The organism is Serratia sp. AS12, assembly GCF_000214195.1.
GTDB classification, from domain to species: Bacteria; Pseudomonadota; Gammaproteobacteria; order Enterobacterales; family Enterobacteriaceae; genus Serratia; species Serratia plymuthica.
In genome coordinates, this window is the sequence record NC_015566.1 from 3,683,378 (window position 1) to 3,707,093 (window position 23,716).

General features: G+C 57.1%; 17 protein-coding genes. 6 read left to right on the plus strand and 11 right to left on the minus strand.

What is annotated here, in order from left to right; genetic code table 11:
• Positions 1-8: 8 nt before the first annotated feature.
• Together rcsC and gyrA are read right to left on the minus strand one after the other, a co-directional pair.
• The gene (gene rcsC / locus SERAS12_RS17285) at positions 9-2,879 is read right to left on the minus strand and encodes a two-component system sensor histidine kinase RcsC (RefSeq protein WP_013813860.1); all 2,871 of its coding nucleotides are present in this window, start codon (positions 2,877-2,879) and stop codon (positions 9-11) included.
• Between the two features lie 170 nt (positions 2,880-3,049).
• A complete protein-coding gene (gene gyrA, locus SERAS12_RS17290; RefSeq protein ID WP_004947160.1) occupies positions 3,050-5,701 on the minus strand; it encodes a DNA topoisomerase (ATP-hydrolyzing) subunit A in 2,652 nt (883 codons plus the stop codon).
• A 212-nt stretch (positions 5,702-5,913) separates the two neighbouring features.
• Here gyrA and ubiG point away from each other — a divergent pair, with 212 nt between their 5' ends.
• From ubiG to yfaE, 4 genes are all read left to right on the plus strand, one after another.
• Positions 5,914-6,639 (plus strand): bifunctional 2-polyprenyl-6-hydroxyphenol methylase/3-demethylubiquinol 3-O-methyltransferase UbiG, encoded by a 726-nt coding sequence (gene ubiG / locus SERAS12_RS17295; protein WP_013813861.1) that lies wholly within the window; start codon positions 5,914-5,916, stop codon positions 6,637-6,639.
• A 429-nt stretch (positions 6,640-7,068) separates the two neighbouring features.
• On the plus strand, positions 7,069-9,357 hold the full coding sequence (gene nrdA / locus SERAS12_RS17300; protein ID WP_013813862.1) for a class 1a ribonucleoside-diphosphate reductase subunit alpha: 2,289 nt from the start codon (positions 7,069-7,071) through the stop codon (positions 9,355-9,357).
• Between the two features lie 68 nt (positions 9,358-9,425).
• A complete protein-coding gene (gene nrdB / locus SERAS12_RS17305; protein WP_013813863.1) occupies positions 9,426-10,556 on the plus strand; it encodes a class Ia ribonucleoside-diphosphate reductase subunit beta in 1,131 nt (376 codons plus the stop codon).
• A 3-nt stretch (positions 10,557-10,559) separates the two neighbouring features.
• Positions 10,560-10,820 (plus strand): class I ribonucleotide reductase maintenance protein YfaE, encoded by a 261-nt coding sequence (gene yfaE, locus SERAS12_RS17310; protein WP_013813864.1) that lies wholly within the window; start codon positions 10,560-10,562, stop codon positions 10,818-10,820.
• 59 nt (positions 10,821-10,879) lie between these two features.
• Here the strand turns inward: yfaE and SERAS12_RS17315 are convergent, their stop codons facing one another.
• Together SERAS12_RS17315 and SERAS12_RS17320 are read right to left on the minus strand one after the other, a co-directional pair.
• Positions 10,880-11,032, minus strand: coding sequence for a Hok/Gef family protein (locus SERAS12_RS17315; RefSeq protein WP_013813865.1), 153 nt, complete (start codon positions 11,030-11,032; stop codon positions 10,880-10,882).
• A 227-nt stretch (positions 11,033-11,259) separates the two neighbouring features.
• On the minus strand, positions 11,260-12,456 hold the full coding sequence (locus SERAS12_RS17320) for a nicotinamide mononucleotide deamidase-related protein YfaY (protein WP_013813866.1): 1,197 nt from the start codon (positions 12,454-12,456) through the stop codon (positions 11,260-11,262).
• Positions 12,457-12,698: 242 nt separating this feature from the next.
• On the opposite strand from SERAS12_RS17320, the gene tyrP reads away from it, so the two are divergent.
• Positions 12,699-13,907 carry a tyrosine transporter TyrP gene (gene tyrP, locus SERAS12_RS17325; RefSeq protein ID WP_013813867.1) on the plus strand — a complete coding sequence of 403 codons (1,209 nt, stop codon included), beginning with the start codon at positions 12,699-12,701 and terminating at the stop codon, positions 13,905-13,907.
• A gap of 49 nt (positions 13,908-13,956) precedes the next feature.
• Here the strand turns inward: tyrP and SERAS12_RS17330 are convergent, their stop codons facing one another.
• Positions 13,957-14,499, minus strand: a complete 543-nt coding sequence (locus SERAS12_RS17330; RefSeq protein WP_041416254.1) for a YfaZ family outer membrane protein — start codon at positions 14,497-14,499, stop codon at positions 13,957-13,959.
• Positions 14,500-14,834: 335 nt separating this feature from the next.
• Between SERAS12_RS17330 and katA the strand changes: the two genes are divergently transcribed.
• Positions 14,835-16,271, plus strand: coding sequence for a catalase KatA (gene katA / locus SERAS12_RS17335; RefSeq protein ID WP_013813869.1), 1,437 nt, complete (start codon positions 14,835-14,837; stop codon positions 16,269-16,271).
• A 41-nt stretch (positions 16,272-16,312) separates the two neighbouring features.
• Here the strand turns inward: katA and menE are convergent, their stop codons facing one another.
• From menE to menF, 6 genes are all read right to left on the minus strand, one after another.
• The gene (gene menE, locus SERAS12_RS17340) at positions 16,313-17,698 is read right to left on the minus strand and encodes an o-succinylbenzoate--CoA ligase (RefSeq protein ID WP_013813870.1); all 1,386 of its coding nucleotides are present in this window, start codon (positions 17,696-17,698) and stop codon (positions 16,313-16,315) included.
• Positions 17,686-18,669: an o-succinylbenzoate synthase gene (gene menC, locus SERAS12_RS17345; protein WP_013813871.1), complete on the minus strand. Its 984-nt coding sequence runs from the start codon at positions 18,667-18,669 to the stop codon at positions 17,686-17,688. Before menC ends, menE begins: the two co-directional genes overlap by 13 nt.
• Positions 18,669-19,526: a 1,4-dihydroxy-2-naphthoyl-CoA synthase gene (menB, locus tag SERAS12_RS17350; RefSeq protein WP_013813872.1), complete on the minus strand. Its 858-nt coding sequence runs from the start codon at positions 19,524-19,526 to the stop codon at positions 18,669-18,671. The genes menC and menB overlap by 1 nt, the downstream gene beginning before the upstream one ends.
• Positions 19,527-19,536: 10 nt before the next feature.
• Complete coding sequence (gene menH / locus SERAS12_RS17355) at positions 19,537-20,307, minus strand: 2-succinyl-6-hydroxy-2,4-cyclohexadiene-1-carboxylate synthase (RefSeq protein WP_013813873.1); 771 nt, start codon at positions 20,305-20,307, stop codon at positions 19,537-19,539.
• Entirely contained in the window at positions 20,304-21,977 is a 1,674-nt protein-coding gene (gene menD / locus SERAS12_RS17360; RefSeq protein WP_013813874.1) for a 2-succinyl-5-enolpyruvyl-6-hydroxy-3-cyclohexene-1-carboxylic-acid synthase, read from the minus strand. The genes menH and menD overlap by 4 nt, the downstream gene beginning before the upstream one ends.
• Before the next feature lie 252 nt (positions 21,978-22,229).
• Complete coding sequence (menF, locus tag SERAS12_RS17365; protein ID WP_013813875.1) at positions 22,230-23,522, minus strand: isochorismate synthase MenF; 1,293 nt, start codon at positions 23,520-23,522, stop codon at positions 22,230-22,232.
• Positions 23,523-23,716: the final 194 nt, after the last annotated feature.

Below are 23,716 nucleotides of genomic sequence, written 5' to 3' on the forward strand. Positions count from 1 at the left end.
TTTGCTTTCTAGGCATCCCCCGACTCGGCGCGCATGCGACGCACCTGCTGGCTGTAGTACGCCAATGTCTGCTCCAGGGTTTCCAGCGTGACCGGTTTCGACAGGCAGTTATCCATTCCCGCCTCCATACAGCGCTGTTTCTCCTCCGCCAGGGCATTCGCCGTCACACCAATTACCGGAGAGGTAAAGTGCTGCTGGCGCAGGCGCTGGGTCAGATGATAGCCATCCATATTTGGCATGTTGACGTCGGTCAGCACGATATCGACGGTATTGCGATTCAACACGTCGAGTGCATCGAGCCCATCGTTGGCGGTAACCACCTGATAACCCAGCGAGCCGAGCTGGTCGGAAAGCAACCGACGGTTAATTGGATGATCATCCACCACCAACAGATGAATATCGCCGTTGTCCGCCGTGCTGGCTTTGACCGGTAACGGCAATTGCATCAGAGTGCTGCCGCTTTCAGTGCTGGTGCCAAACAACCGATTGAGCAACACCAAGGTTTCGCGCGGCGTCGAGGTGCTATGCATCCAGTAACCCGGCCGGGTTTCCTGCGACGGGCCAATATGCTCGATGGAAAACTGAATCTGCGCCAGCAGCGGCGTATTGACCATCAGTGGATAGTCGCTGAGCATAACCTCCCCTGCAGTGGTGTCCTGCCCCTGATGGCGCAGCACCGTAGCGCCATAACCGCCGAGGATCTCCATCAGATAGCTTTCCAGCCGCTGATTGCGAATGCTCAGCCACAGGGTTTTACCTTGCCAGGTATCACTGGCCTGCGGGATCGGGAACTGAGCGTTAAACAGCGGAATACGGATGGTAAACAGGCTTCCCAGCCCCGGCTCTGATTCAACGGCGATATCGCCATCCATCATATTGATCAGTTTTTCACAAATCGCCAACCCCAACCCGGTCCCCTGGAAATGGCGCTGCACACCGCTGCCTACCTGGAAGAAGGGGTCAAACAAACGGGTAATTTCTTTTTCCGGAATACCGACGCCGGTATCACGAACGCTGAACTCCAGATAACTGCTGCGCGTGCAGACTTGCAGGATGATACAGCCGGTGTCGGTAAACTTAATCGCGTTGTTTAACAGGTTGGACAAAACCTGCTGCAGCCGCACGGGATCGCCGGAAATACGCTCCGGCACGTTTTGTTCGATAAAACAGTACAACCCCAGCCGCTTCTTCACCACCAGCGGCAAATAGTTGCCTGCGATGTGGGTGATCACCTCCAGGCAGGAAAACTCGCGCGGCTCAATCTTCAACTGCTCGGATTCAATTTTGGAGAAGTCCAGAATGTCGCTGATGATCTTTAACAGCAGCCCGGACGAGTTGTTCATCGCATTGACCAGACGGTCAACGCCCTGCGGCAACGCCTTGGTTTGCAATAAATCGAGGTTACCGATAATGCCGTATAACGGGGTTCGCAGTTCGTGACTGACGGTCGCGAGGAACATCGACTTGGACTGACTGGCCTGTTCCGCCGCCGCCGCCATCTCCTGCAGCGACTCCTCCATTTTTACGCGAGCGCTGACGTCTACCAGCACGCAGATCGCCACATCCTCGTTACGGTAGCGGGAGTGAACGAAGCTGATTTGCAGGTTATTGTTATTGCTGGTCATCACATCGACAAAATTCACCTGCTGTTCGCAGATAATGCGCGTAATGCGGTCACGGTCTTCTTGGGTCAGCAAATTGATGTAGTTATGCGCCAACTCATTGCTCAGAATATTGGTGCCGTCGCTGATGCGCAGAATCAGGATGCCCACCGGCGCCGAGGCGACGATCTTGCGGTTGAACTGTTCATGTTCTTCCAGCCTGAAGGCGTTATTCTCCGCCGGCAGGAACATTTTACGTTCAAACAGCCAGGCCAGGGTGAACAACACAATGGCCGACAGCAGGTTCAGCAGCAACGCATTGAGGATCAGCATCTTGAAACGCTCGACCACACTCTTTACCGGCAAGGCATAAACAATGCTGAGCGAGGAAGGCTGGAGCACCTTCTTCATAATCAGATGGCGGTAATTATCATCATAACCAAAATAGGTGTGCGCATCCGGATAGCTATCGAGCGTCGCGGCAGCGCGTTCCCCTTCCGCCAGACGCAATATCGGTTCGTTATTCTCATCCAGCAGGGTCACGCCAATCGGCAGGTTGCCCGCCGTGACAAAATCTTCCAGCCTTATGGTCTGCTCGATGCCCAGCAGCGCCTCCAGCTTGTTGCCAATATAAATTGGCGTCAGCACATACAGATAGCCGACATCCGGCCGCTGTTGGCTTGGGCTGATCCAGTACAGGTTATTATCTTTATCCTGATTTTTGGCGTTGCGGTATTTAAGGATGCGCTCGTGCAGCGATTTCAACACGTTCTCGCGGTTAGGCACGGCATTGCCGCCACCGAACTCCGCCATGCACAGGCTGTCGCCACCGATGAAAAAAACCCGGTTGAGATCGTAGGCCGCAACGAAATTCTCTTTCCAATACTGGATCAACCCACTCAGCGAATTGAGCGAACTGCGATAAGTGGTGTTAAGCGAACAGTTGGATTCAGGATACAACGGAAGAAACTCCGGCGTACTGTTCTTGCCGGGGAATATCCCACTGAACATATCCAGACTGCTGACAGAACCGTTAAGGCGATTTTCCGCCATATATTTGATATCGCGAATAATATCGGCGGAATGACGGATATAACTCTGCGCCTGATCGAAATCCAGGCTGTATTCTTGCCGGATGTCAGTCTCTTTGTCGTTCAGGATATTCAGGATATAGAAGGTTGTGAGCAGCGCGCCCAGCGACCACAGCATAATCGCCAACACCCGGAACAAATAACGGGATATTTTTAACGTGGTGCGAAAAGAAGCTAAATATTTCAATCGGATACCATGAAAAATTGAGTGGCGGCCAGCGCATTCGCCTCAGAGTCGGGATCGCTGATTTTGGCACGGCAATTAAACCATAGAACTGAAAAAGGGCCTAGCATCGCTGCCAGGCCCTGTTTGCATCTGTACGATCCGGGGTCAGCATCACGCCGCCCCCTTACCGCTTAGGCGTTGTCATCTTCCGCATCATCTGCGGCTTCAGAATCATCGTCAGCGTCGTCCAGCGGTGCAGCGTCTTCTTCCGCTTCTTCCGCGCCCGGTTCGAGGCTGTCCAACTCTTCGTCTTCCACCGGCTCGGCAACGCGCTGCAGACCGACGACGTTCTCGTCTTCCGCAGTACGGATCAGCGTAACACCCTGGGTATTACGGCCGACCACGCTGACTTCCGACACGCGAGTACGCACCAGCGTACCGGCATCGGTGATCATCATGATCTGATCGGTAGTTTCCACCTGCACCGCGCCGACAACCTGACCATTACGCTCGCTCACCTTGATGGAGATAACCCCTTGGGTAGCGCGCGACTTGGTAGGGTATTCGGTGACTGCGGTACGTTTACCGTAGCCATTCTGGGTTACGGTCAGGATGTCGCCTTCACCGCGCGGGACGATCAGGGAAATAACGCCATCGCCTTCACCCAGGTTGATACCGCGAACGCCGGTGGCGGTACGGCCCATCGAACGCACCTGCGTTTCAGGGAAGCGCACCACTTTACCGTTGGCGGAGAACAGCATGACTTCGTTGCTGCCATCGGTCAGGTCAACACCAATCAGCTCATCACCCTCATTGAGGTTGACGGCGATGATGCCGGCGCTGCGCGGACGGCTGAACTCGGTCAAAGCGGTTTTCTTCACGGTGCCGCTGGCGGTTGCCATAAACACGTGACGCCCTTCTTCATACTCGCGCACCGGCAGAATGGCGGTGATACGCTCATTGGCTTCCAGCGGCAGCAGGTTGACGATTGGGCGACCGCGTGCGCCACGGCTGGCTTCAGGCAGTTGATACACCTTCATCCAGTACAGGCGGCCACGGCTGGAGAAGCACAGGATCGTATCGTGGGTGTTGGCCACCAGCAGACGATCGATAAAGTCTTCTTCTTTAATACGTGCGGCTGACTTGCCTTTACCGCCGCGGCGTTGCGCTTCATAGTCGCTCAGCGGCTGATATTTCACATAGCCCTGGTGCGACAGCGTAACGACCACGTCTTCCTGGTTGATCAGGTCTTCGATATTGATATCTGACGTGTTGGCGGTGATCTCGGTGCGGCGGCCGTCGTTGTACAGCTCTTTGACCGCCACCAGTTCTTCGCGGATCACTTCCATCAGACGATCGGGGTTTTCCAGAATAAAGATCAGCTCAGCGATGAAAGTCAGCAGCTCTTTATACTCGTCCAGCAGCTTTTCATGCTCCAGGCCGGTCAGTTTCTGCAGACGCAGATCCAGAATCGCCTGAGCCTGTTGCTCGGTCAGGTAGTATTTGCCGTCACGGATGCCGAACTCCGGCTCCAGCCACTCAGGGCGGGCCGCGTCGTCACCGGCACGTTCCAGCATCGCGCCTACATTGCCCAGATCCCAGGCTTGAGCAACCAACCCGGCTTTAGCTTCCGCAGGGGTCGGCGCACGACGGATCAGTTCAATGATCGGATCGATGTTTGCCAGCGCGATGGCCAACGCTTCCAGAATATGGGCGCGGTCGCGGGCTTTACGCAGTTCGAAGATGGTACGGCGGGTCACCACTTCACGGCGATGGCGGACAAACGCCTGCAGAATGTCTTTCAGGTTCAGCAGTTTTGGCTGACCCTGATGCAATGCCACCATGTTGATGCCGAAGGTGACCTGCAGCTGAGTCAGCGAATACAGATTGTTCAGTACCACTTCGCCGACCGCATCGCGCTTGATTTCAACCACGATGCGCATACCGTCTTTGTCGGACTCGTCACGCAGCGCGCTGATACCTTCCACGCGTTTTTCTTTTACCAGCTCGGCGATCTTCTCGATCAGACGCGCTTTGTTCACCTGGTACGGGATTTCGTGAACAATAATGGTTTCGCGGCCGGTTTTGGCGTCGGTTTCTACTTCGGCACGAGCGCGCAGGTAGATTTTACCGCGCCCGGTACGGTAGGCCTCTTCGATGCCACGGCGACCGTTGATGATCGCCGCCGTCGGGAAGTCCGGCCCCGGGATGTGTTCCATCAGGCCTTCGATGCTGATGTTTTCATCATCGATGTAAGCCAGGCAGCCGTTGATAACCTCAGACAGGTTATGCGGCGGAATGTTGGTGGCCATCCCCACTGCGATGCCCGACGAGCCGTTAACCAGCAGGTTCGGGATCTTGGTTGGCATGACGGCCGGGATCTGCTCGGTGCCATCATAGTTAGGCACGAAGTCGACGGTTTCCTTTTCCAGATCCGCCAGCAATTCGTGAGCAATTTTGGACATGCGTACTTCGGTATAACGCATCGCCGCGGCGGAGTCGCCATCGACGGAACCGAAGTTACCCTGACCGTCCACCAGCATATAGCGCAGTGAAAACGGCTGAGCCATACGCACGATGGTGTCGTATACCGCACTGTCACCGTGTGGGTGGTATTTACCGATCACGTCCCCGACGACACGGGCCGATTTCTTGTATGGTTTATTCCAGTCGTTACCCAATACACTCATCGCGAACAGAACGCGGCGGTGCACCGGCTTCAGTCCATCACGAACATCTGGCAGCGCACGTCCGACAATGACGGACATCGCGTAATCCAGATACGAGTTTTTTAACTCGTCTTCGATGTTTACCGGTGTGATTTCTCTGGCAAGGTCGCTCATGGAGCTGCTATCCCTCTACTAATGATTCATCTGCCCGCTGCCATAGTGGCAAAGGTGTAAAACTATATCACAAAGCACGCTTTACGGGAAAATAACCGCCGCTGTTTCGCTGAAATTGTGCATATATGTGCGGTAAAAATGTATCGGCGCAGACGGGGCTGCGCCGATACATGTATAATCCGCGCAACGAGAACAAGGAGCCAAACACGCCCATGAATGCAGAATCATCCAACCAAACGCAAAACGTTGACCATCAGGAAATCGCCAAGTTCGAGGCAGTGGCCTCACGCTGGTGGGATTTGGAAGGTGAATTCAAACCCTTGCACCGTATCAACCCGCTGCGGTTGAATTATATCCTGCAGCGTGCCGGCGGTATTTTTGGCAAAACGGTGCTCGACGTGGGTTGCGGTGGCGGCATTTTGGCAGAAAGCATGGCGCTCGAAGGCGCGCAAGTGACCGGGCTGGATATGGGCGCAGAGCCGCTGCAAGTGGCCCGTCTGCACGCGCTGGAAAGCGGCGTGAGTGTTAGTTATGTGCAAGAAACGGTGGAGAGCCACGCGCAGGCCAACCCGCAAAGGTATGACGTGGTGACCTGCATGGAAATGCTGGAACACGTTCCCGATCCGGCCTCGGTGGTACGCGCCTGCGCTCACCTGGTGAAACCGGGCGGCCACGTGTTCTTTTCCACCATTAACCGCAACACCAAAGCCTGGTTGATGGCGGTGATCGGGGCAGAATATATTCTGAAGATGGTACCGCAGGGTACCCATGATCATAAGAAGTTCATCCGCCCTTCTGAGCTGCTCGGCTGGGTCGACGGCACGCCGCTGCGCGAAAAACACATGATTGGCCTGCATTACAATCCTGTCACTGACCATTTCAAGCTTGGCCGCAACGTTGATGTGAACTATATGGTACATACTCAGCACGAAGGGTAAGTATCCCAGCCCGCACCGGGACTGGCTCCGCCGGATCCGGTGCGCATATCAATCGGGATAAATGCCCTATTTTCACGATTTCGATCAAAATCGCCGTTGTAAACAGTTTTTAAGAATATTAAATCAGATCAATATCACGTTTTTTTCTAACGTTTAATAAAGCGGCAAACGATCACGTTTTTGTGAATCTAAGGAAATTCTTATCACGCTTATTGACAAGCTCGTCGCGCCAGTCACAGCGCGCACTCACGGCCGGAAGCCAAATTTCACCCCCAAGTTATCCACAAAATAGGCCGGTTTTGTTCACTTGCAAACGCCCTATTTTCTCACTATCTTGTTACCTCACCGACATACAACCCCTATATGTAGTGTTTACATACTGAGCAGAGCGACTACACTTCTGCTTGGGGGAATCATACGGACAACCACATGAACCAAAGTCTGCTTGTAACTAAACGCGATGGCCGTAAAGAGCGCATCAACCTCGACAAAATCCACCGGGTCATCGACTGGGCCGCAGAAGGTTTAAATAACGTCTCGGTATCTCAAGTAGAGTTGCGTTCCCATATTCAGTTTTATGACGGCATCAAAACCGCCGATATTCATGAAACCATTATCAAAGCTGCAGCCGACCTGATTTCGCGCGACGCGCCGGACTATCAGTACCTGGCGGCACGCCTGGCCATCTTCCACCTGCGCAAGAAAGCTTACGGCCAGTTCGAGCCGCCAAAGCTGCTCGCTCACGTGACTCGCATGGTAGAAATGGGCAAGTACGATAAGCATCTGCTGGAAGACTACAGCTCTGAAGAGTTCGAGCAGATGGACTCCTTTATCGATCACTGGCGTGACATGAACTTCTCCTACGCGGCCGTCAAACAGCTGGAAGGGAAGTATCTGGTGCAGAACCGCGTCAGCGGCGAGATCTACGAGAGCGCCCAGTTCCTGTATATCCTGGTCGCCGCGTGCCTGTTCTCCAACTATCCGCGCGAAACCCGTCTGGACTACGTTAAACGTTTCTACGACGCGATCTCCACCTTCAAGATTTCGCTGCCTACGCCAATCATGTCCGGCGTACGCACCCCAACCCGCCAGTTCAGCTCTTGCGTGCTGATCGAGTGCGGCGACAGCCTGGATTCCATCAACGCCACCTCCAGCGCCATTGTGAAATACGTTTCGCAACGTGCCGGTATCGGCATCAATGCCGGCCGCATCCGTGCGCTGGGCAGCCCGATCCGGGGTGGCGAAGCTTTCCATACCGGCTGTATCCCGTTCTACAAACACTTCCAGACCGCGGTAAAATCCTGTTCTCAGGGCGGCGTGCGTGGCGGTGCCGCCACCTTGTTCTACCCAATGTGGCATCTGGAAGTGGAAAGCCTGCTGGTGCTGAAGAACAACCGTGGCGTTGAAGGCAACCGCGTGCGTCACATGGACTACGGCGTGCAGTTGAACCGCCTGATGTACCAGCGTCTGATCAAGGGCGAAGATATCACCCTGTTCAGCCCGTCTGACGTGCCGGGCCTGTATGACGCCTTCTTCGCCAATCAGGACGAATTCGAACGTCTGTACACCCAGTACGAAAAAGACGACAGCATTCGCCAGAAACGCGTGAAAGCGGTCGAACTGTTCTCACTGATGATGCAAGAGCGCGCTTCTACCGGCCGTATCTACATCCAGAACGTTGACCACTGCAACACCCACAGCCCGTTTGACCCGCAGATCGCACCAGTACGCCAGTCCAACCTGTGCCTGGAAATCGCCCTGCCGACCAAACCGCTGGATGACGTCAACGACGAAAACGGCGAAATCGCGCTGTGTACGCTGTCCGCCTTCAACCTGGGTGCCATCGAAAGCCTGGACGATCTCGAAGAGCTGGCTACCCTGGCGGTGCGCGCGCTTGACGCCCTGCTGGACTACCAGGACTACCCGATCAAAGCCGCTTACCGTGGTGCCATGGGCCGCCGTACTCTGGGCATCGGCGTGATCAACTATGCCTACTATCTGGCGAAGAACGGTGTGCGCTACTCCGACGGCAGCGCCAACAGCCTGACCCATAAAACCTTCGAAGCCATCCAGTATTACCTGCTGAAGGCGTCGAACCGTCTTGCTCAGGAACAGGGCGCCTGCCCGTGGTTCAATGAAACCACCTATTCTCAGGGCATCTTGCCGATCGACACCTACAAGAAAGATCTGGATGTGATCTGTGACGAACCGCTGCATTACGACTGGGAAACCCTGCGTAAAGAGATCAAGGAAACCGGTCTGCGCAACTCCACCCTGTCTGCGCTGATGCCTTCGGAAACCTCGTCGCAGATTTCCAACGCCACCAACGGCATCGAGCCGCCGCGCGGCCACATCAGCATCAAAGCGTCGAAAGACGGCATTTTGCGCCAGGTGGTTCCGGAGTATGAGCGTCTGAAAAACGAGTACGAGCTGCTGTGGGAAATGCCGAACAACGACGGTTACCTGCAACTGGTCGGTCTGATGCAGAAGTTTATCGACCAGTCGATCTCTGCCAACACCAACTATGACCCAAGCCGTTTCCCGGCCGGTAAGGTGCCAATGAAGCAGCTGTTGAAAGACCTGCTCACCACCTACAAGTTTGGCGTCAAGACGCTGTACTATCAGAACACCCGTGACGGTGCGGACGATGTGCAGGAAGATTTGTTGCCGGCCAAGGGCGGCGATGACGACTGCGAAAGCGGCGCCTGCAAGATCTAATGTTTGACACAGCGGGCCGGAACTCTTCCGGCCCCTTCATTTAGCCACGTTACGATGGATTCAGGCTTATGGCTTACACCACATTTTCTCAGAAAAAAAACAACCAGTTGCTGGAGCCGATGTTCTTCGGCCAGTCGGTTAACGTCGCGCGTTTCGATCAGCAAAAACATGAAATCTTCGAAAAACTGATTGAGAAGCAGCTGTCCTTCTTCTGGCGTCCGGAAGAAGTTGACGTATCCCGCGACCGTATCGACTATCAGGCGCTGCCGGAACATGAAAAACACATTTTCATCAGCAACCTGAAGTATCAAACGCTGCTGGATTCCATCCAGGGCCGTAGCCCGAACGTGGCCCTGCTGCCGCTGATCTCAATCCCGGAGCTGGAAACCTGGGTGGAAACCTGGTCATTCTCCGAGACCATCCACTCGCGTTCTTATACTCACATCATTCGTAACATCGTCAACGATCCTGCACTGGTGTTCGATGACATCGTTACCAACGAAGAGATCCTCAAGCGCGCGAAAGACATTTCCGGCTATTACGACGATCTGATCGAGATGACTGGTTACTATCACCTGTTGGGTGAAGGCACCCATCAGGTCAACGGCAAAACCGTCACCGTGAACCTGCGGGCGCTGAAAAAGCAGCTGTACATCTGCCTGATGAGCGTGAACGCGCTGGAAGCCATCCGCTTCTACGTCAGCTTCGCCTGTTCGTTCGCCTTTGCGGAACGCGAGCTGATGGAAGGCAACGCCAAAATCATCAAGCTGATCGCCCGTGACGAAGCGCTGCACCTGACCGGCACCCAGCACATACTGAATCTGATGCGTTCCGGCGCCGATGACCCTGAGATGGCGGAAATCGCCGTTGAGTGTCAGCAGCAGTGCTACGACCTGTTCGTGCTGGCGGCCCAACAGGAAAAAGAGTGGGCGGAATACCTGTTCCGCGACGGCTCGATGATCGGCCTGAACAAAGACATTCTGTGCCAGTATGTGGAATACATCACCAACATCCGCATGCAGGCGGTTGGCCTTGGCCTGCCGTTCGCAACCCGCTCTAACCCGATCCCGTGGATCAACGCCTGGCTGGTGTCCGACAACGTTCAGGTTGCGCCGCAGGAAGTGGAAGTCAGCTCTTATCTGGTTGGTCAGATCGACTCGGAAGTGCATGCCGACGACCTGAGCGACTTCGAACTGTAAGCGATGGCATCACCTCTCATCACACTGCGTGCCGCTGGCACGCAGTTATCCTGCCCGAAAAGTGAAAGCTGCCTGCTCGACGTACTGGAACTGCACGACGTGCAGGTAGAATACCAATGCCGATCCGGCTATTGCGGCGCCTGCCGCCTGAAATTGGTAAAAGGCGAAGTGACCTATCACCAACAGCCGCTGGCGTTTATCAATGACGGCGAGATCCTGCCCTGCTGCTGCATGCCGCTGACCGATATCGAGCTGGAAATTTGACGTTGGGTGCCTGAAACCGCGCCTGGTCACCAGAAGGCGGGGTTTCCCCCGCCCGATGATTACCGCTTCACCTCACAAGCTAACCTGATCAAAATCGTGATATTTTCCTGGTAGATGGCCAACTCACACAGTGAGTCTCTTATCATCCAGATAAATAACAAAATAGTAATACATACAACAGTTAACGAGTGAAACACATGCTTTAGCCGCATGCTTGCCTCCTTGCTGTGAAGGGGCTACCATAACGGTGTCTAGGCGTTAGGGCAGCCCCATTCTGATTGAGAGTCAGTTTGGGGCTTTCACTTATCCGCCTTGCCACACAATGCTCAAGACGAACAGTCTCAAGCACCCGCAGCGATTGTAACAGCCTGTCCCAACCAAGATAACCCCTTATAATATTATGATTAATAAGGGATATATCATTAAATCTAACGAATCCTTATTCGATAATCTCCACGATCTCCAGCCAGCCGTTTTTGCCGCACACCTGTTCGCCGTTCAGCCAGCGCCGCAGCATGTCGAGCGCCAGCATCGCCACCGATTCCTGCCGCAGACGCAAACCATGGCGCGCCGCCCGGTAGCGCACCGTTTGGCCGATCCCCCCCTTCGGCGTGTGCAACGCAACGCTCACCCGATCGTCACTCATCGCACTGACCGCCAGTGCCAATTGCGCCCCTGCCAGCTCTGCCAGCGAACGGGCGCGGGCCAACGTGGTTTCCAGCGTTTCCACACAGTGCGACGGCAACAGCTCGCCGCCGGCCAGCGGTGCGCCTTCGCTCTGCAATTGCAGATTGATCAACCCGGCGCTGAACTGTTCGCTCAGCGCCAGCTTCAACCCTTGCTGGGTTAACCGCTGCGCCAACGTCGCCGGCAAGCCTACCGTGCCTTCAAAAATGGTGTTTTCACCCGCCACCTGGCGCACTCGTTCCCACGCCTGTTCCATCGCCGCACGCTGGATCTCCGGGCCGGTCAGTTTCAGTTCAATGATTGGGCTGGAAGAGCGGTAGCCGAGCACCACTTCCGGCGGCAGCGGCATGCCGTCCAGCTCGGCGGCCAGATCGCTCTCCGAGGTGCCAAAGGTGGTTAAACGCAGGCACAGCGGCGGCGCCGGCAGGGGAAAACGTTGGCGCAGGCGCGGAACGATCTGCTGCTCGACCATCACTTTGAATTCAGAAGGTACGCCGGGAGTGAAAAACATCGTGCACTTGTTCAGCTTGAGCGCAAAACCACAGGCGGTGCCAACCGGGTTATCGAGCATTTCGGCGTTGGCCGGGATCTGCGCCTGTTTGCGGTTTGAAGCCGCCATCGGCCGGCCGCGCTCGGCAAAATAAGCCTCGATGCGCGCCATCCATTCAGCATGCTCAACCAGCTCGACACCGCAGGCGGTAGCCGCCGCCAGCGCGCTGAGATCGTCGCTGGTCGGCCCCAGCCCGCCGTTAACGATCAGAACATCAGCGATATGGCTGCGTTCCTGCAGCGTTTCGATCAGAGAGGAGAGACTGTCCCCCACCGTTTCACGGCCGCTCATCGGCATGCCCTGCTGGAACAGATAATCTGCCAGCCAGGCGGCGTTGGTATCTATAATTTGCCCATGCAGCACCTCATCGCCGGTGCTGAGCATCTCCACCCTTAACATTGATCTCTCCCTTATTTTCCAGTCATTCCACTATAGAAGCCCGTAAATAAGTTTTCACTATGCATCACAGGTTAATTTCTGTTGAAGGCATTTTTGCGCTGCCGAGCGGCCCACACAGGTGTAAACATAAATTAACACCATCCGTAACGCCTGTTTGACACAAAATAGTCAATCAACTATCCTGCCGCACTCAGAATTAGTTATCTGTAATTTTCCCAAATCTTTGGCTGGTAGAGAAAAAAGTGAAGAATCGCACTCTGGGCAGTGTTTTTATCGTGGCAGGTACCACCATTGGTGCCGGGATGCTGGCGATGCCACTGGCGGCGGCCGGCGTAGGCTTCGGCGTCACGCTGGCCTTGCTGGTCGGGCTGTGGCTCTTGATGTGTTACACCGCGCTGTTGCTGGTGGAGGTTTATCAGCATGAACAGGCAGATACCGGTCTGGGTACCCTGGCGAAACGTTATCTCGGCGGTGGTGGCCAATGGCTGACCAGCTTCAGCATGATGTTCCTGATGTATGCGTTGACCGCCGCCTATATCAGCGGTGCAGGTGAACTGCTGGCAGCCAGCATCAGCCAATGGACCTCACAAGATTTCCCCACCACGCTCGGCGTATTGCTGTTTACCCTGGTGGCCGGCGGCGTGGTTTGCATCGGCACTCATTCGGTCGATCTGTTTAACCGCATTTTGTTTACCGCCAAAGTGGTGTTTCTGATCGTCATGCTGGGTCTGATGCTGCCGAATATTCACCGTACCAATCTGATGACATTGCCGCTGGAACAGGGGCTGGCGCTGTCGGCCATCCCGGTCATCTTCACCTCCTTTGGCTTCCACGGCAGCGTGCCCAGCATCGTTAACTATATGGGCGGCAACATCCGCAAGCTGCGCTGGGTGTTCATCATCGGCAGCGCCATTCCACTGGTGGCCTATATCTTCTGGCAGTTGGCCACGCTCGGCGCCATCAGTTCTACCACCTTCGTCGGCATCCTGGCGCAACAAGCCGGGCTAAACGGCCTGTTGCAGGCGGTACGCGACGTGGTGGCGTCACCGCACGTAGAGTTGGCGGTACATCTGTTTGCCGATCTGGCACTGGCTACGTCCTTCCTTGGCGTGGCGCTCGGGCTGTTCGATTTCCTGGCCGATTTATGCAAGCGTCAGAACAACGTGCGCGGCCGTCTGCAAACCGGGGCCATCACTTTCCTGCCGCCGCTGGCGTTCGCTCTGTTCTATCCACGCGGTTTTGTGCTGGCGCTGGGCTTTGCCGCCATTGCGTTGGCGGTGCTGGCACTGCTGTTGCCGTCAATGCTGGTGTGGAAGGCGCGTCAACGGCATCAGGCGCAATACCGCGTATGGGGCGGCACGCCGGCGCTGGCACTGGTGTTTGTCTGCGGGGTTACGGTGATTGCCATTCAACTGGGCATCGCCAGTGGTCTACTGCCGGCGGTGGGGTAACAGCGGACTTTTATTGAAACAAGGGGGCTGCGGCCCCCTTTTTGCTGCGTTAGAAACTCAGACCAACGCCGACGTACGGGCCATCGGCAAGCGTGTTGTCACGACGCCCGTCCTTCCCTTCCATCTGTATGTAGCGGTAACCCACATCTACGCTGAGCGGGCGGAAAATATTCCAACGCAGGCCACCGCTGGCTTCGTTATAGGCTTTCACGCCGCTGGTCAGCGACTCCGGTGCGAAATAACCTTCGCCGTGCAGGCTAAAGTAACGGCTGATAGCCCAGTCCAGGCCGCCGCCCAACGCCAAAGCGCCACCGCTATCGCCGTCTTTCGGGCTCAGATACAGCGCCTTGCCGCCCACCGTAGCGGTCAAAGTACCCAACGGCAGACCGAAATTCAGCCCCAGGCTACCGACGTTGCCGTCATGATCGCTGCGCGACCAGTTGCCCGTTAACCCCAATCCGGTGCTACCGGTGTCTTGGCCGAAGCCGAGGTTGGTATAATGCTGCCCGGCTTCGCCCGACAGGCCGATAGCGCTCGCCGTACCGGTCACAAACAGCATACCGGCTGCGCACGCGACCAAAGTTTTCATCATCATTTTTCCCTCTCGCTTTTTATCCGTTCAGAATGGCATGAGCCAACCCGTAATAATACGTTCACGAGTCTATACCAAAGCACAACGAGTCTTTAAGGGATAAGGGCGAAAAAAACCTTCTGATATCAGATAATTGTAAAGTTTTGCAAGTAAAAGGCAAATTCACGCTGACGACGCCAACGATAACTCAGACCTATTTGCCGCCGTCGCCTAATAGATCTACAAATAGTATTGGCATTAATCAAAGTCAGGAGAGAACCCCCGGCAGAACTATCATGATGAACGCTTAAGCCACCCGAGTCTTAACGCAATGGCAATACGATAAGGAGCAAGTGATGAGCAAGAAAGGATTGACCACCGCAGCCGGCGCCCCGGTTGTCGATAACAATAATGTGATCACCGCAGGAAAACGCGGGCCGATGCTACTGCAAGACGTCTGGTTCCTGGAAAAACTGGCCCACTTCGACCGCGAAGTGATCCCCGAGCGCCGCATGCACGCCAAAGGCTCCGGCGCCTACGGCACTTTCACCGTCACCCATGATATTACCCAATACACCCGCGCAAAAATCTTCGCTGAAATCGGCAAGCAAACTGACATGTTCATCCGCTTCTCCACCGTAGCCGGTGAACGCGGCGCAGCAGACGCCGAACGCGACATTCGCGGTTTTGCCATGAAGTTTTACACCGACGAAGGCAACTGGGATCTGGTAGGCAACGACACGCCGGTATTCTATCTGCGCGATCCGCTGAAGTTCCCCGATCTTAACCACGTAGTAAAACGCGATCCGCACACCAACCTGCGCAATCCGGTGTACAAATGGGATTTCTTCTCCCATCTGCCGGAATCTTTGCACCAATTGACCATCGATTTCAGCGATCGCGGTATCCCGAAATCCTATCGCCACATGCATGGTTTCGGCAGCCACACCTTCAGCTTTATCAATGCCAATAACGAGCGTTTCTGGGTGAAATTCCACTTCCGCTGCGAACAGGGTATTGAAAACCTGATGGATGAGGAAGCGGAAGCTATCATCGCCAAAGATCGTGAAAGCTCGCAGCGCGACCTGTTAGACGCAATCAAGCGCGGTGATTTCCCACGATGGAAGTTGCAAATTCAAATCATGCCTGAACACGAAGCCTCGCAGACACCCTACAACCCGTTTGATCTGACCAAGGTATGGCCGCATGGCGACTACCCGCTGATCGACGTCGGCTTCTTCGAACTGAACCGCAACCCGGACAACTATTTCTCAGAAGTTGAACAGGTGGCGATGAACCCGGCCAACGTGGTGCCGGGCGTCAGCTTCTCGCCGGACAAAATGCTGCAGGGCCGCCTGTTCTCTTACGGGGATGCGCACCGTTACCGCCTGGGCGTTAACCATCACCAAATCCCGGTTAACGCCGCCAAATGCCCGTTCCACAACTATCACCGCGACGGCGCGATGCGCGTGGACGGCAACAGCGGCAACGGGGCGACCTACGAACCGAACAGCTTCGGCCTGTTCCAGGAACAACCGGACTTCAGCGAACCGCCGTTGAGCATCGAAGGCGCGGCCGATCACTGGAATCACCGCGAGGATAAGGATTATTTCAGCCAGCCGCGCGCACTGTTTAACCTGCTGAGTGCCGAAGAACACCAGCGTATGTTCACCCGTATCGCCGGTGAACTGTCGCAAGTACCGGAACAGATCCAACGCCGTCAGGTCGATCTGTTTACCCAGGTGCACCCGGACTACGGCGCCGGCGTCGCCAGTGCGCTTGGCTTGAAGTAATCGGCCCTGTTTGCTGCCACGGCCGCCTTCGGGCGGCTTTTTTATGCCGTTGAAAGTTGCTCCGTCACCCATTGCTGAAGCAGACGGCGCGAAATCTTGATGCCCCCGGCTTTCAGCTCGGCGGGTAAAGCCAATAGCGCCGTCGGGCGCTGGAAGTTGGCCAGTTTGCCCTGCGCCCACGTCAGCAATTCATCCAGCGAGAGGACGCCTTTACTGTCGATCACCGCCACCGGCCGCTGGCCAAACTCAGCATCTTCCACCGGCACCACAAACACCTGCGTAATCTGCGGATGAGCCGTCAGCACACGCTCAATATCCTCCGGTTGCACACCTTCCCCCCCGCTGAAAAACAGGTTGTCCAGCCGCCCGATAATACGCAGCTCGCCCTGCGCCATCTCGCCGCGATCGCGGGTATGAAACCAGCCTTGCTCATCGGCCAGCGGCTGCAAAGCGCCGCAATGCCAGTACCCCAACGCCAGGCTCTGCGCGCGGATCCACACTTCCTCATCCACCAGCCGAATTTCACGGCCGACCAACGGTAACCCGACGCCCGGCCGCGTATCGGCGCGCTTGGCGCACACCGTAGAAGCCAGTTCGGTCAGACCATAGCCGCACCAGCAGCGAATACCCGCCGCCTCTGCCTGTTCGGTCAGCGAAACCGGGATCATCGCGCCGCCCAGCAGCACCTCTTTCAGCGACAGATCGTCCAGCGGCTGCGCCAACAGCCGCCACAGTTGCGTCGGCACCAGCGAGGCATGGGTACAGCCCGCCAACGCATCGGCCAAGGGAAACATATCACGCACCACCAACGTGGCACCGGCAGCCAGCCAGCGCCAGAGAATACCCTGGCCGGATACGTGAAACAGCGGCAGGGAAAGCAACCAACGATCCTGTGGCTGAAAATCCATCAGCCTCAGCACCCCTTCTGCGCTGGCTAAATGCCCGGCGCAGTTATGCGCTGCGGCCTTTGGCATGCCGCTGGAGCCGGAGGTCAGCGTCAGTGTCGCCAGCCGCTGCGGATCCCAAGCGGGCAAAGTCAGCCTACGCGGTTCGGTAGAGGGCGGGGTCAACGGAATAAGGACGGCCGGCAACGCCGGCAAGGGATCCGGACTGAAGACAAACGCCATATCCAGTTCAGGCAACAGCGTTTCCAACAGAGAAACAGGCAATGCCGGATTCAACGGCAACAACCGCGCACCGCACTGCAGCAACGCCAGATAGGCCAACAGCAGCGGATAGCTGTTCTTGCCGCACAGCGCGACCCCGCAACCGGGTTCGACGCCCTGATGCTGAAAATTGGCTGCCAGCTCATCGACCTGGCGTTGCAGCACCTGCCAGTTAATCGGTTGTCGCCCGACAATGACTGCCGTCGCCTGAGGTTGCCGCTGCGCCCAATGCCGCCACGGCCAGTCGTTCAACTGCGCCATAGGCATTCCATCGCTTGCAGATCCCGCAACGGCAGGCGACTGCCCGGCCAACACCGCAGCAACTGCGCCTGCATCAAATCGAGCGTATCCAGCCCGGGGACGGTAGCCGGCGTCAGCCAGTGCGCGATGCGCGCCAGCTGGGTCAGCCCCAGACTGGATTCGAGGCTGGAACTGATCACCGCCGTCAGCCCTGCCGCATGGGCCTGCTCTACCAGAGCCCGGCAGCGGCTCAGGCTGCCGACCAGCGTGGGCTTGACCACTATCGCCGCCACGCCCGGTTCGGCCTGCACCACAAAATCCGCCTCGCGCACGCTCTCGTCCCAGGCGATGGCTATGCCGGTCGCCAAAGCGAAATCCCGCGATTCATCACGGGTTTTGCAGGGTTCTTCGAGAAAAGCGATGCGATCGCGCAGCGCCGGGTTGACGTATTTGGCGAAACCCTCGGCTTTGGCACGGGTCCAGCTGCGGTTGGCATCCAGCCGTAGGCGCAAATCCGGCAGCGCTTCCAGCAGCACGTTAACGATCATGCCGTCACGCACCGCCTCATACAGCCCAACCTTCACCTTGGCGAGCTTCTCGCCCGGCAGCGCGCTCAATACCTCGAACAGCTCATCGGGATCGCCGGTGCAGAGCGGTGCTTTGCGGTAATCGGCCTGCTGCGGCAGGCGCTGTTCCAGCTCGGCCAGCGCGCAGCTGGTGCCGAACGCCACCGAAGGCAGCGGGCTGTCTGCCGGCAACTGCCCCACCTGCCAACCTTGCAGCCAGGCCAACACAGCCTGTTCGGCTTCGGCCAGCGTTTCCTGGCTGAACTCCGGCAGCGGCGCAATCTCGCCCCAACCTTCCTGTTCGCCCTGCTGCAGATGAATCAGCAGGCCATCACGGGTTTTCAGCCGCTGGTTGCGCAGCACCACTCCCGCCTCCATCGGCAGGCAGTAACGGTAAACCGCGGCGTTGCGGATCGGCGCGTTCATTACGGGTTACGCTTGAATTTGCTGAAGTCCGGCTGGCGCTTTTCGTTAAACGCGTTACGCCCTTCCTGGCCTTCGTCGGTCATGTAGAACAGCATGGTGGCGTTGCCCGCCAACTCTTGCAGGCCGGCCTGGCCGTCGCAGTCGGCATTCAATGCCGCTTTCAGGCAGCGCAGCGCCATCGGGCTGTTCTGCAACATTTCACGGCACCAGCGCACGGTTTCTTTTTCCAGGTCCGCCAACGGCACTACGGTGTTGACCAGGCCCATGTCCAGCGCGGCAGCGGCGTCATACTGGCGACACAGGAACCAGATCTCGCGCGCTTTCTTCTGGCCGACGATGCGCGCCATGTAAGAAGCCCCCCAGCCGCCGTCGAACGAACCGACTTTCGGGCCGGTCTGGCCAAAGATGGCGTTGTCCGCCGCAATGGTCAGATCGCACATCATGTGCAGCACGTGGCCGCCGCCGATCGAATAACCGGCCACCATCGCCACCACCGGTTTCGGGCAGGTGCGGATCTGGCGTTGGAAATCGAGTACGTTCAGGTGATGCACGCCGCTGTCGTCCTGATAGCCGCCGTAGTCGCCGCGCACTTTCTGATCGCCGCCGGAGCAGAAGGCTTTGTCGCCGGCGCCGGTGAGGATAATGGTGCCGATACCGTCGTCATAGCGGGCATTGGCCAGCGCTTCCATCATCTCTTTCACCGTATGCGGGCGGAACGCGTTGCGCACCTGCGGGCGGTTGATGGTGATTTTGGCGATACCGTCGGCGGATTTGTGATACAGAATGTCCTCGAAATCACCTGAGCAATCCTGCCAGTCGATGGCGGCATACAGTAGTTCTTCATTCGGATAAAGCATGTTCGGTTCCTTAACCAGGGTTAACGAGAAAGGCCTGCAGCTCGGCGACGAAATCCTGCGGGTTAGCCAGATGCGCATTGTGCCCGGCCTGCGGCACGGTGCGTAACGGCAACCCGGCGTCGCGCGCCAGCCGTTGAAATTTGGGGTCATTCTCACCGCACAGCACCATCAGCGGCACGGTCAATTGCTGCAATTGCGGCACCAGATAAGGCTGTTGGCCGAGCGAGGTGGCTTGCAGCATGTCGGCCACCGCCGGGCCACTGTTGTCGGATCGCGCGGCAATCAACGCATCGCGATGCACAGCGCTGAGTTCGGTAAATACCGGCTGCTGATACCAGTCCGCCAGCACCTCGGCAATCGGCTGGTGGCGGAATCGTTCCGCCCAGGCGGCATCCTGCGTACGGCGATGGCTGCGCAGCTCTTCGCTGTTCAGCCCCGGATTGCCGCCCTCGACAATCACTCCCAGCAAGCCGTCGGTTTGACCATGACAGGCGTGATACATGGCGATGCGCCCGCCCAGCGAATAGCCCACCAGCCAATAGCGTTCAATGTTATGCATCTGCAAAGTGGCGCTGATTTGCGCGCTGATATCGTCAAAACCGCGGCACGCCACGGCAACCGAATCGCCGTGGCCGGGCAGATCAATCGCCAGAGACGGCCATTCCGGACAGTGCGCGGCGATGACCCGCCACTCATTGTTATTACCCAGCAAGCCGTGCAGCCAAATCAGCCAAGGGCGGTCCGGTTCACCTCGTTGTAAAATACGTGTCGCCAGCATCATTGCACCGCCATTTGTTGCACCAGGAGCCGTAACGTCTCGGCACCGTCGCTCGGCGGCACCTGCAGCTCAATCAACGTAGCGCCACCCTGACGCCAGCCTTGTTCAACCGCCTGCCTCAGTTGCCCCCAGTTTTCCGGCCGCGCATAGTTCAGTTGGAACATCGCTGCGGCATGGCTGAAATCCACGTCCTGCGGCATGCAGTAGAAACGCTGGCGATCTTCTTCCGGCGTCGGTAACAGTGAAAAAATCTGGCCGCCGTTGTTATTCACCACAATCAGCACCGTGGGCGCAGAACACTGCCGCAGCAGCGCCAGCGCATTCAGGTCGTAGAGCGCGGAGAGATCCCCCACCACCGCCAGCGTCGGTTTGGCCGTAGCCCGTTGTACGCCTGCTGCGGTAGAGATCAGGCCATCGATGCCGCTGGCGCCGCGATTGCTGAAGACCGGATAACCGGCCGGCAATCGGGTCAAGGCGTCAATCAACCGCACGACCAGGCTATTGCCGAGGAACAGTTGACCATTTTCCGCCAGCAGCTCCGGCAGGCGGTGCGCCAGTTGCGCCTCGCCAAAGCGGTTCACCAGATAGCCGGATACGCTGTCCAGAGCCTGATCCGCCAGTTGCGACAGCTCTTGCGCCCAGGGGGAACGCGGCTGCGCCGGATGCAGTTCGAGCCATTGCGCCACGCCAGAGCGGATACGGCGGCCACGGTGATGCGCAGGATCGAGCCGGCCCGGCAAATCATCGATCAACCAATACTCCTCCGGCCGGCACTGCTCCTGCCATTGCAACAGGCGTTTGCCGGTCAGGCTGCTGCCAAATTGCACCACCAGCTGCGCATCTTGCAGGATGCGCTGCGCCTGAGGCTGAGCCAGCCATAAATCGGCACAGGGCAGTGGTTGGCCGGTCTGAGACAGCACGTCGCCAATCAGTGGCCAGCCAAGCGTCGCGGCCCATTGCGCCAACTGCTCGCCCTCTTGCGCGCTCATGCGCCCTGCCACCACCACGCCGCGCTTTTGCCGCCAGGAGAACCAATCCGGTTGTTTCAGTACCGCATGGGGATCCATTTCCCGCAGCCAGGGCTGGCTGCCTTGCCACCAGTCGCCGAGCGTCGCCGACCAGTCGGCGTAGTGTTGCTCATCGCCGCCGTACAGCGGTTCGGCAAACGGGCAGTTGATATGTAAAGCGCCGTGCTGCAAGCGTGCCATGGCGCTGTCGACGGTGGATGCCAGCCAACTGGCGGAAATATCCGGCGTCGGACGCGGCAGTTCGATGCTTAGCGTCGGATGGCTGGAATAAAGGCCGGTTTGGCGGATCGCCTGATTGGCACCGCAGTTGATCAGTTCTGGCGGCCTGTCGGCGGTGAGAAACACCAGCCGTTCACCGGTCAGCCCGGCTTCAATCAGCGAGGGATAGAGATTGGCGGCGGCGGTGCCGGAAGTGACGATCACCGCCACCGGCTCTCGCGACGCCTTCGCCAGACCAAGCGCCAGATGGCCCAGCCCGCGTTCATCAAAATGGGTATGGCAGATAAAAGACCTGTTAGCCGCTGCGGCCAGCGTCAACGGCGTAGAGCGCGATCCCGGAGCGATACAAACATGCCGCACTCCGTGGCGGGCCAGCGCTTCCAACAACAACGCTGCCCATCGGCGATTAAAAACACTTGTCGACATAATTCGCTCACAAGTCGGTTAACAGAATCAGCCTTTAGCACCTGCCATTTAGCGGTGTGCCAAAAATTATGTTCTGTATTATATGAGTAGTTATCTCTACGACTTTTGCGCCAGCGCAAAAACGCCGTATATCCCTGTGACTTTATGGCAGACAATTTATTGATTTAGAACAAAAAATAAACATAAAGATCACGAGCAGTTTACACTCGCCGCCTCTGCCGCTCAATAAATCCGGATAATAAATAGGGAAATTCAGCCCGAATTGGTCGGCTGTAACAAGGTCAGCAATCCGGCGGCCTTGTTTTCGACCTCCTGCCACTCTTCGGCAGCATCGGAACCGGCCACGATACCGGCACCGGCATACAGCCTTAACCCTTTCTCCTCTAACTGTGCACAACGTAGCGCAACGCAAAACTCACTGAGGGAGAAAGAAAGATAGCCGGCCGATCCGGCATACCAGCCGCGGGAGAAAGGTTCATGTTGCAGAATAAACTCGCGCGCGGCCTGGCGTGGCAGCCCGGCTACCGCCGCCGTCGGTTGCAGCCGCTGCAAGCAATCGGCGTCGTCGCTGCGATTGAGCAGTCCTTCGATACGGCGCCGCAAATGCTGCACCTTACGTAAACGCACCACTTCCGGCGGCAGCACGTCCAGCGAACCGGCGCCCCCTTGCAGACGCTGGCAGATATCGTCCACCACCAGCAGGTTCTCATGCTGGTTTTTAGCGTCGCCCTGCAACCACTGCGCCAGCGCCTGCGCGCGCTGTTGATCCGGATGATTGGCCACGGTGCCCGCCAGCGCTTCGGTCAGCAGTTGCAGGCCATTTCGCCGGTACAGCCTTTCCGGGCTGGAACCGAGAAATGCGGAATGTGCATCAAATCTCAGCATAAAGTGGTAGCATCGGTGATTCACCCTACGGCTGGCGTCCATCATCGCCGGTGCGGACAGCGGGCTATCCAGCGTCAGCAACGTGCTGCGCGCCAATACCACCTTCTCCATCTGTTGCCGATCGATCGCTTTCAGCGCTTCGTGCAACATGATTTCCCACCCGGCACGTTCCGGTTGATGCTGCACCTTACCCACGTCAGCCTTTAAGGGCACGATTGGCCGTGCAGCCACCACCTTTTCCAACCAGCGACCGGCTGCGTCCGCATCGTCACGCAGCGAGCTTTCAGAAAACAGATTAAGCGTTAGCTGGGTTTCACCTTCGCGACTCAGAATTTCCAGACGTGGCAAGAATAAATGCGCGGCGCCGTCAAAGGCGTTCAGCCCCCATATGCGCGCGCCCTGATACGCCCTGATAAATGCCTGCGCCTCTTGTGCTTGCGTAAACAGACGCAGTGCGCCACAGGCTGCCGCTTCTTCATGGCCGTCGCGATGGTGCCAGTAAAACTGCGGGAATGCCGGCTGCGCCGCCAGCCACTCCAGTAAGGTGGCGGCCAACGATGCGGGCACGGGAAGGGAAAACTGGCGGAAACCGCCCCCTACGGAAAAAGGGGATTCAAGCTGTCGGCGCAATCGCCTCAGCAATCCCGAAAGTTGTTCCACGGCCACCTCAATAACCAAACTTAATGTAGGGAATTATACGGTAAATCAAGGCTGAACGGCGGAAAAATAGCGGCATTAAGTCAAGGTTCACGCTCAAAAAACTGTTTATTAAATCTAAACAATCAGTTCAAAAAACGGCCGACCGGGCATTATACGACTATACTGAGAAAGCATGTTCCTGCCTGCTGCGAACC

Coding starts and splice junctions, on each gene's coding strand:
- gyrA (WP_004947160.1), bottom strand. CDS start 5,701: ATGAGCGACCTTGCCAGAGAAATCACACCGGTAAACATCGAAGACGAG.
- ubiG (WP_013813861.1), top strand. CDS start 5,914: ATGAATGCAGAATCATCCAACCAAACGCAAAACGTTGACCATCAGGAA.
- nrdA (WP_013813862.1), top strand. CDS start 7,069: ATGAACCAAAGTCTGCTTGTAACTAAACGCGATGGCCGTAAAGAGCGC.
- nrdB (WP_013813863.1), top strand. CDS start 9,426: ATGGCTTACACCACATTTTCTCAGAAAAAAAACAACCAGTTGCTGGAG.
- yfaE (WP_013813864.1), top strand. CDS start 10,560: ATGGCATCACCTCTCATCACACTGCGTGCCGCTGGCACGCAGTTATCC.
- SERAS12_RS17315 (WP_013813865.1), bottom strand. CDS start 11,032: ATGCGGCTAAAGCATGTGTTTCACTCGTTAACTGTTGTATGTATTACT.
- SERAS12_RS17320 (WP_013813866.1), bottom strand. CDS start 12,456: ATGTTAAGGGTGGAGATGCTCAGCACCGGCGATGAGGTGCTGCATGGG.
- SERAS12_RS17330 (WP_041416254.1), bottom strand. CDS start 14,499: ATGATGAAAACTTTGGTCGCGTGCGCAGCCGGTATGCTGTTTGTGACC.
- katA (WP_013813869.1), top strand. CDS start 14,835: ATGAGCAAGAAAGGATTGACCACCGCAGCCGGCGCCCCGGTTGTCGAT.
- menE (WP_013813870.1), bottom strand. CDS start 17,698: ATGGCGCAGTTGAACGACTGGCCGTGGCGGCATTGGGCGCAGCGGCAA.
- menC (WP_013813871.1), bottom strand. CDS start 18,669: ATGAACGCGCCGATCCGCAACGCCGCGGTTTACCGTTACTGCCTGCCG.
- menB (WP_013813872.1), bottom strand. CDS start 19,526: ATGCTTTATCCGAATGAAGAACTACTGTATGCCGCCATCGACTGGCAG.
- menH (WP_013813873.1), bottom strand. CDS start 20,307: ATGATGCTGGCGACACGTATTTTACAACGAGGTGAACCGGACCGCCCT.
- menD (WP_013813874.1), bottom strand. CDS start 21,977: ATGTCGACAAGTGTTTTTAATCGCCGATGGGCAGCGTTGTTGTTGGAA.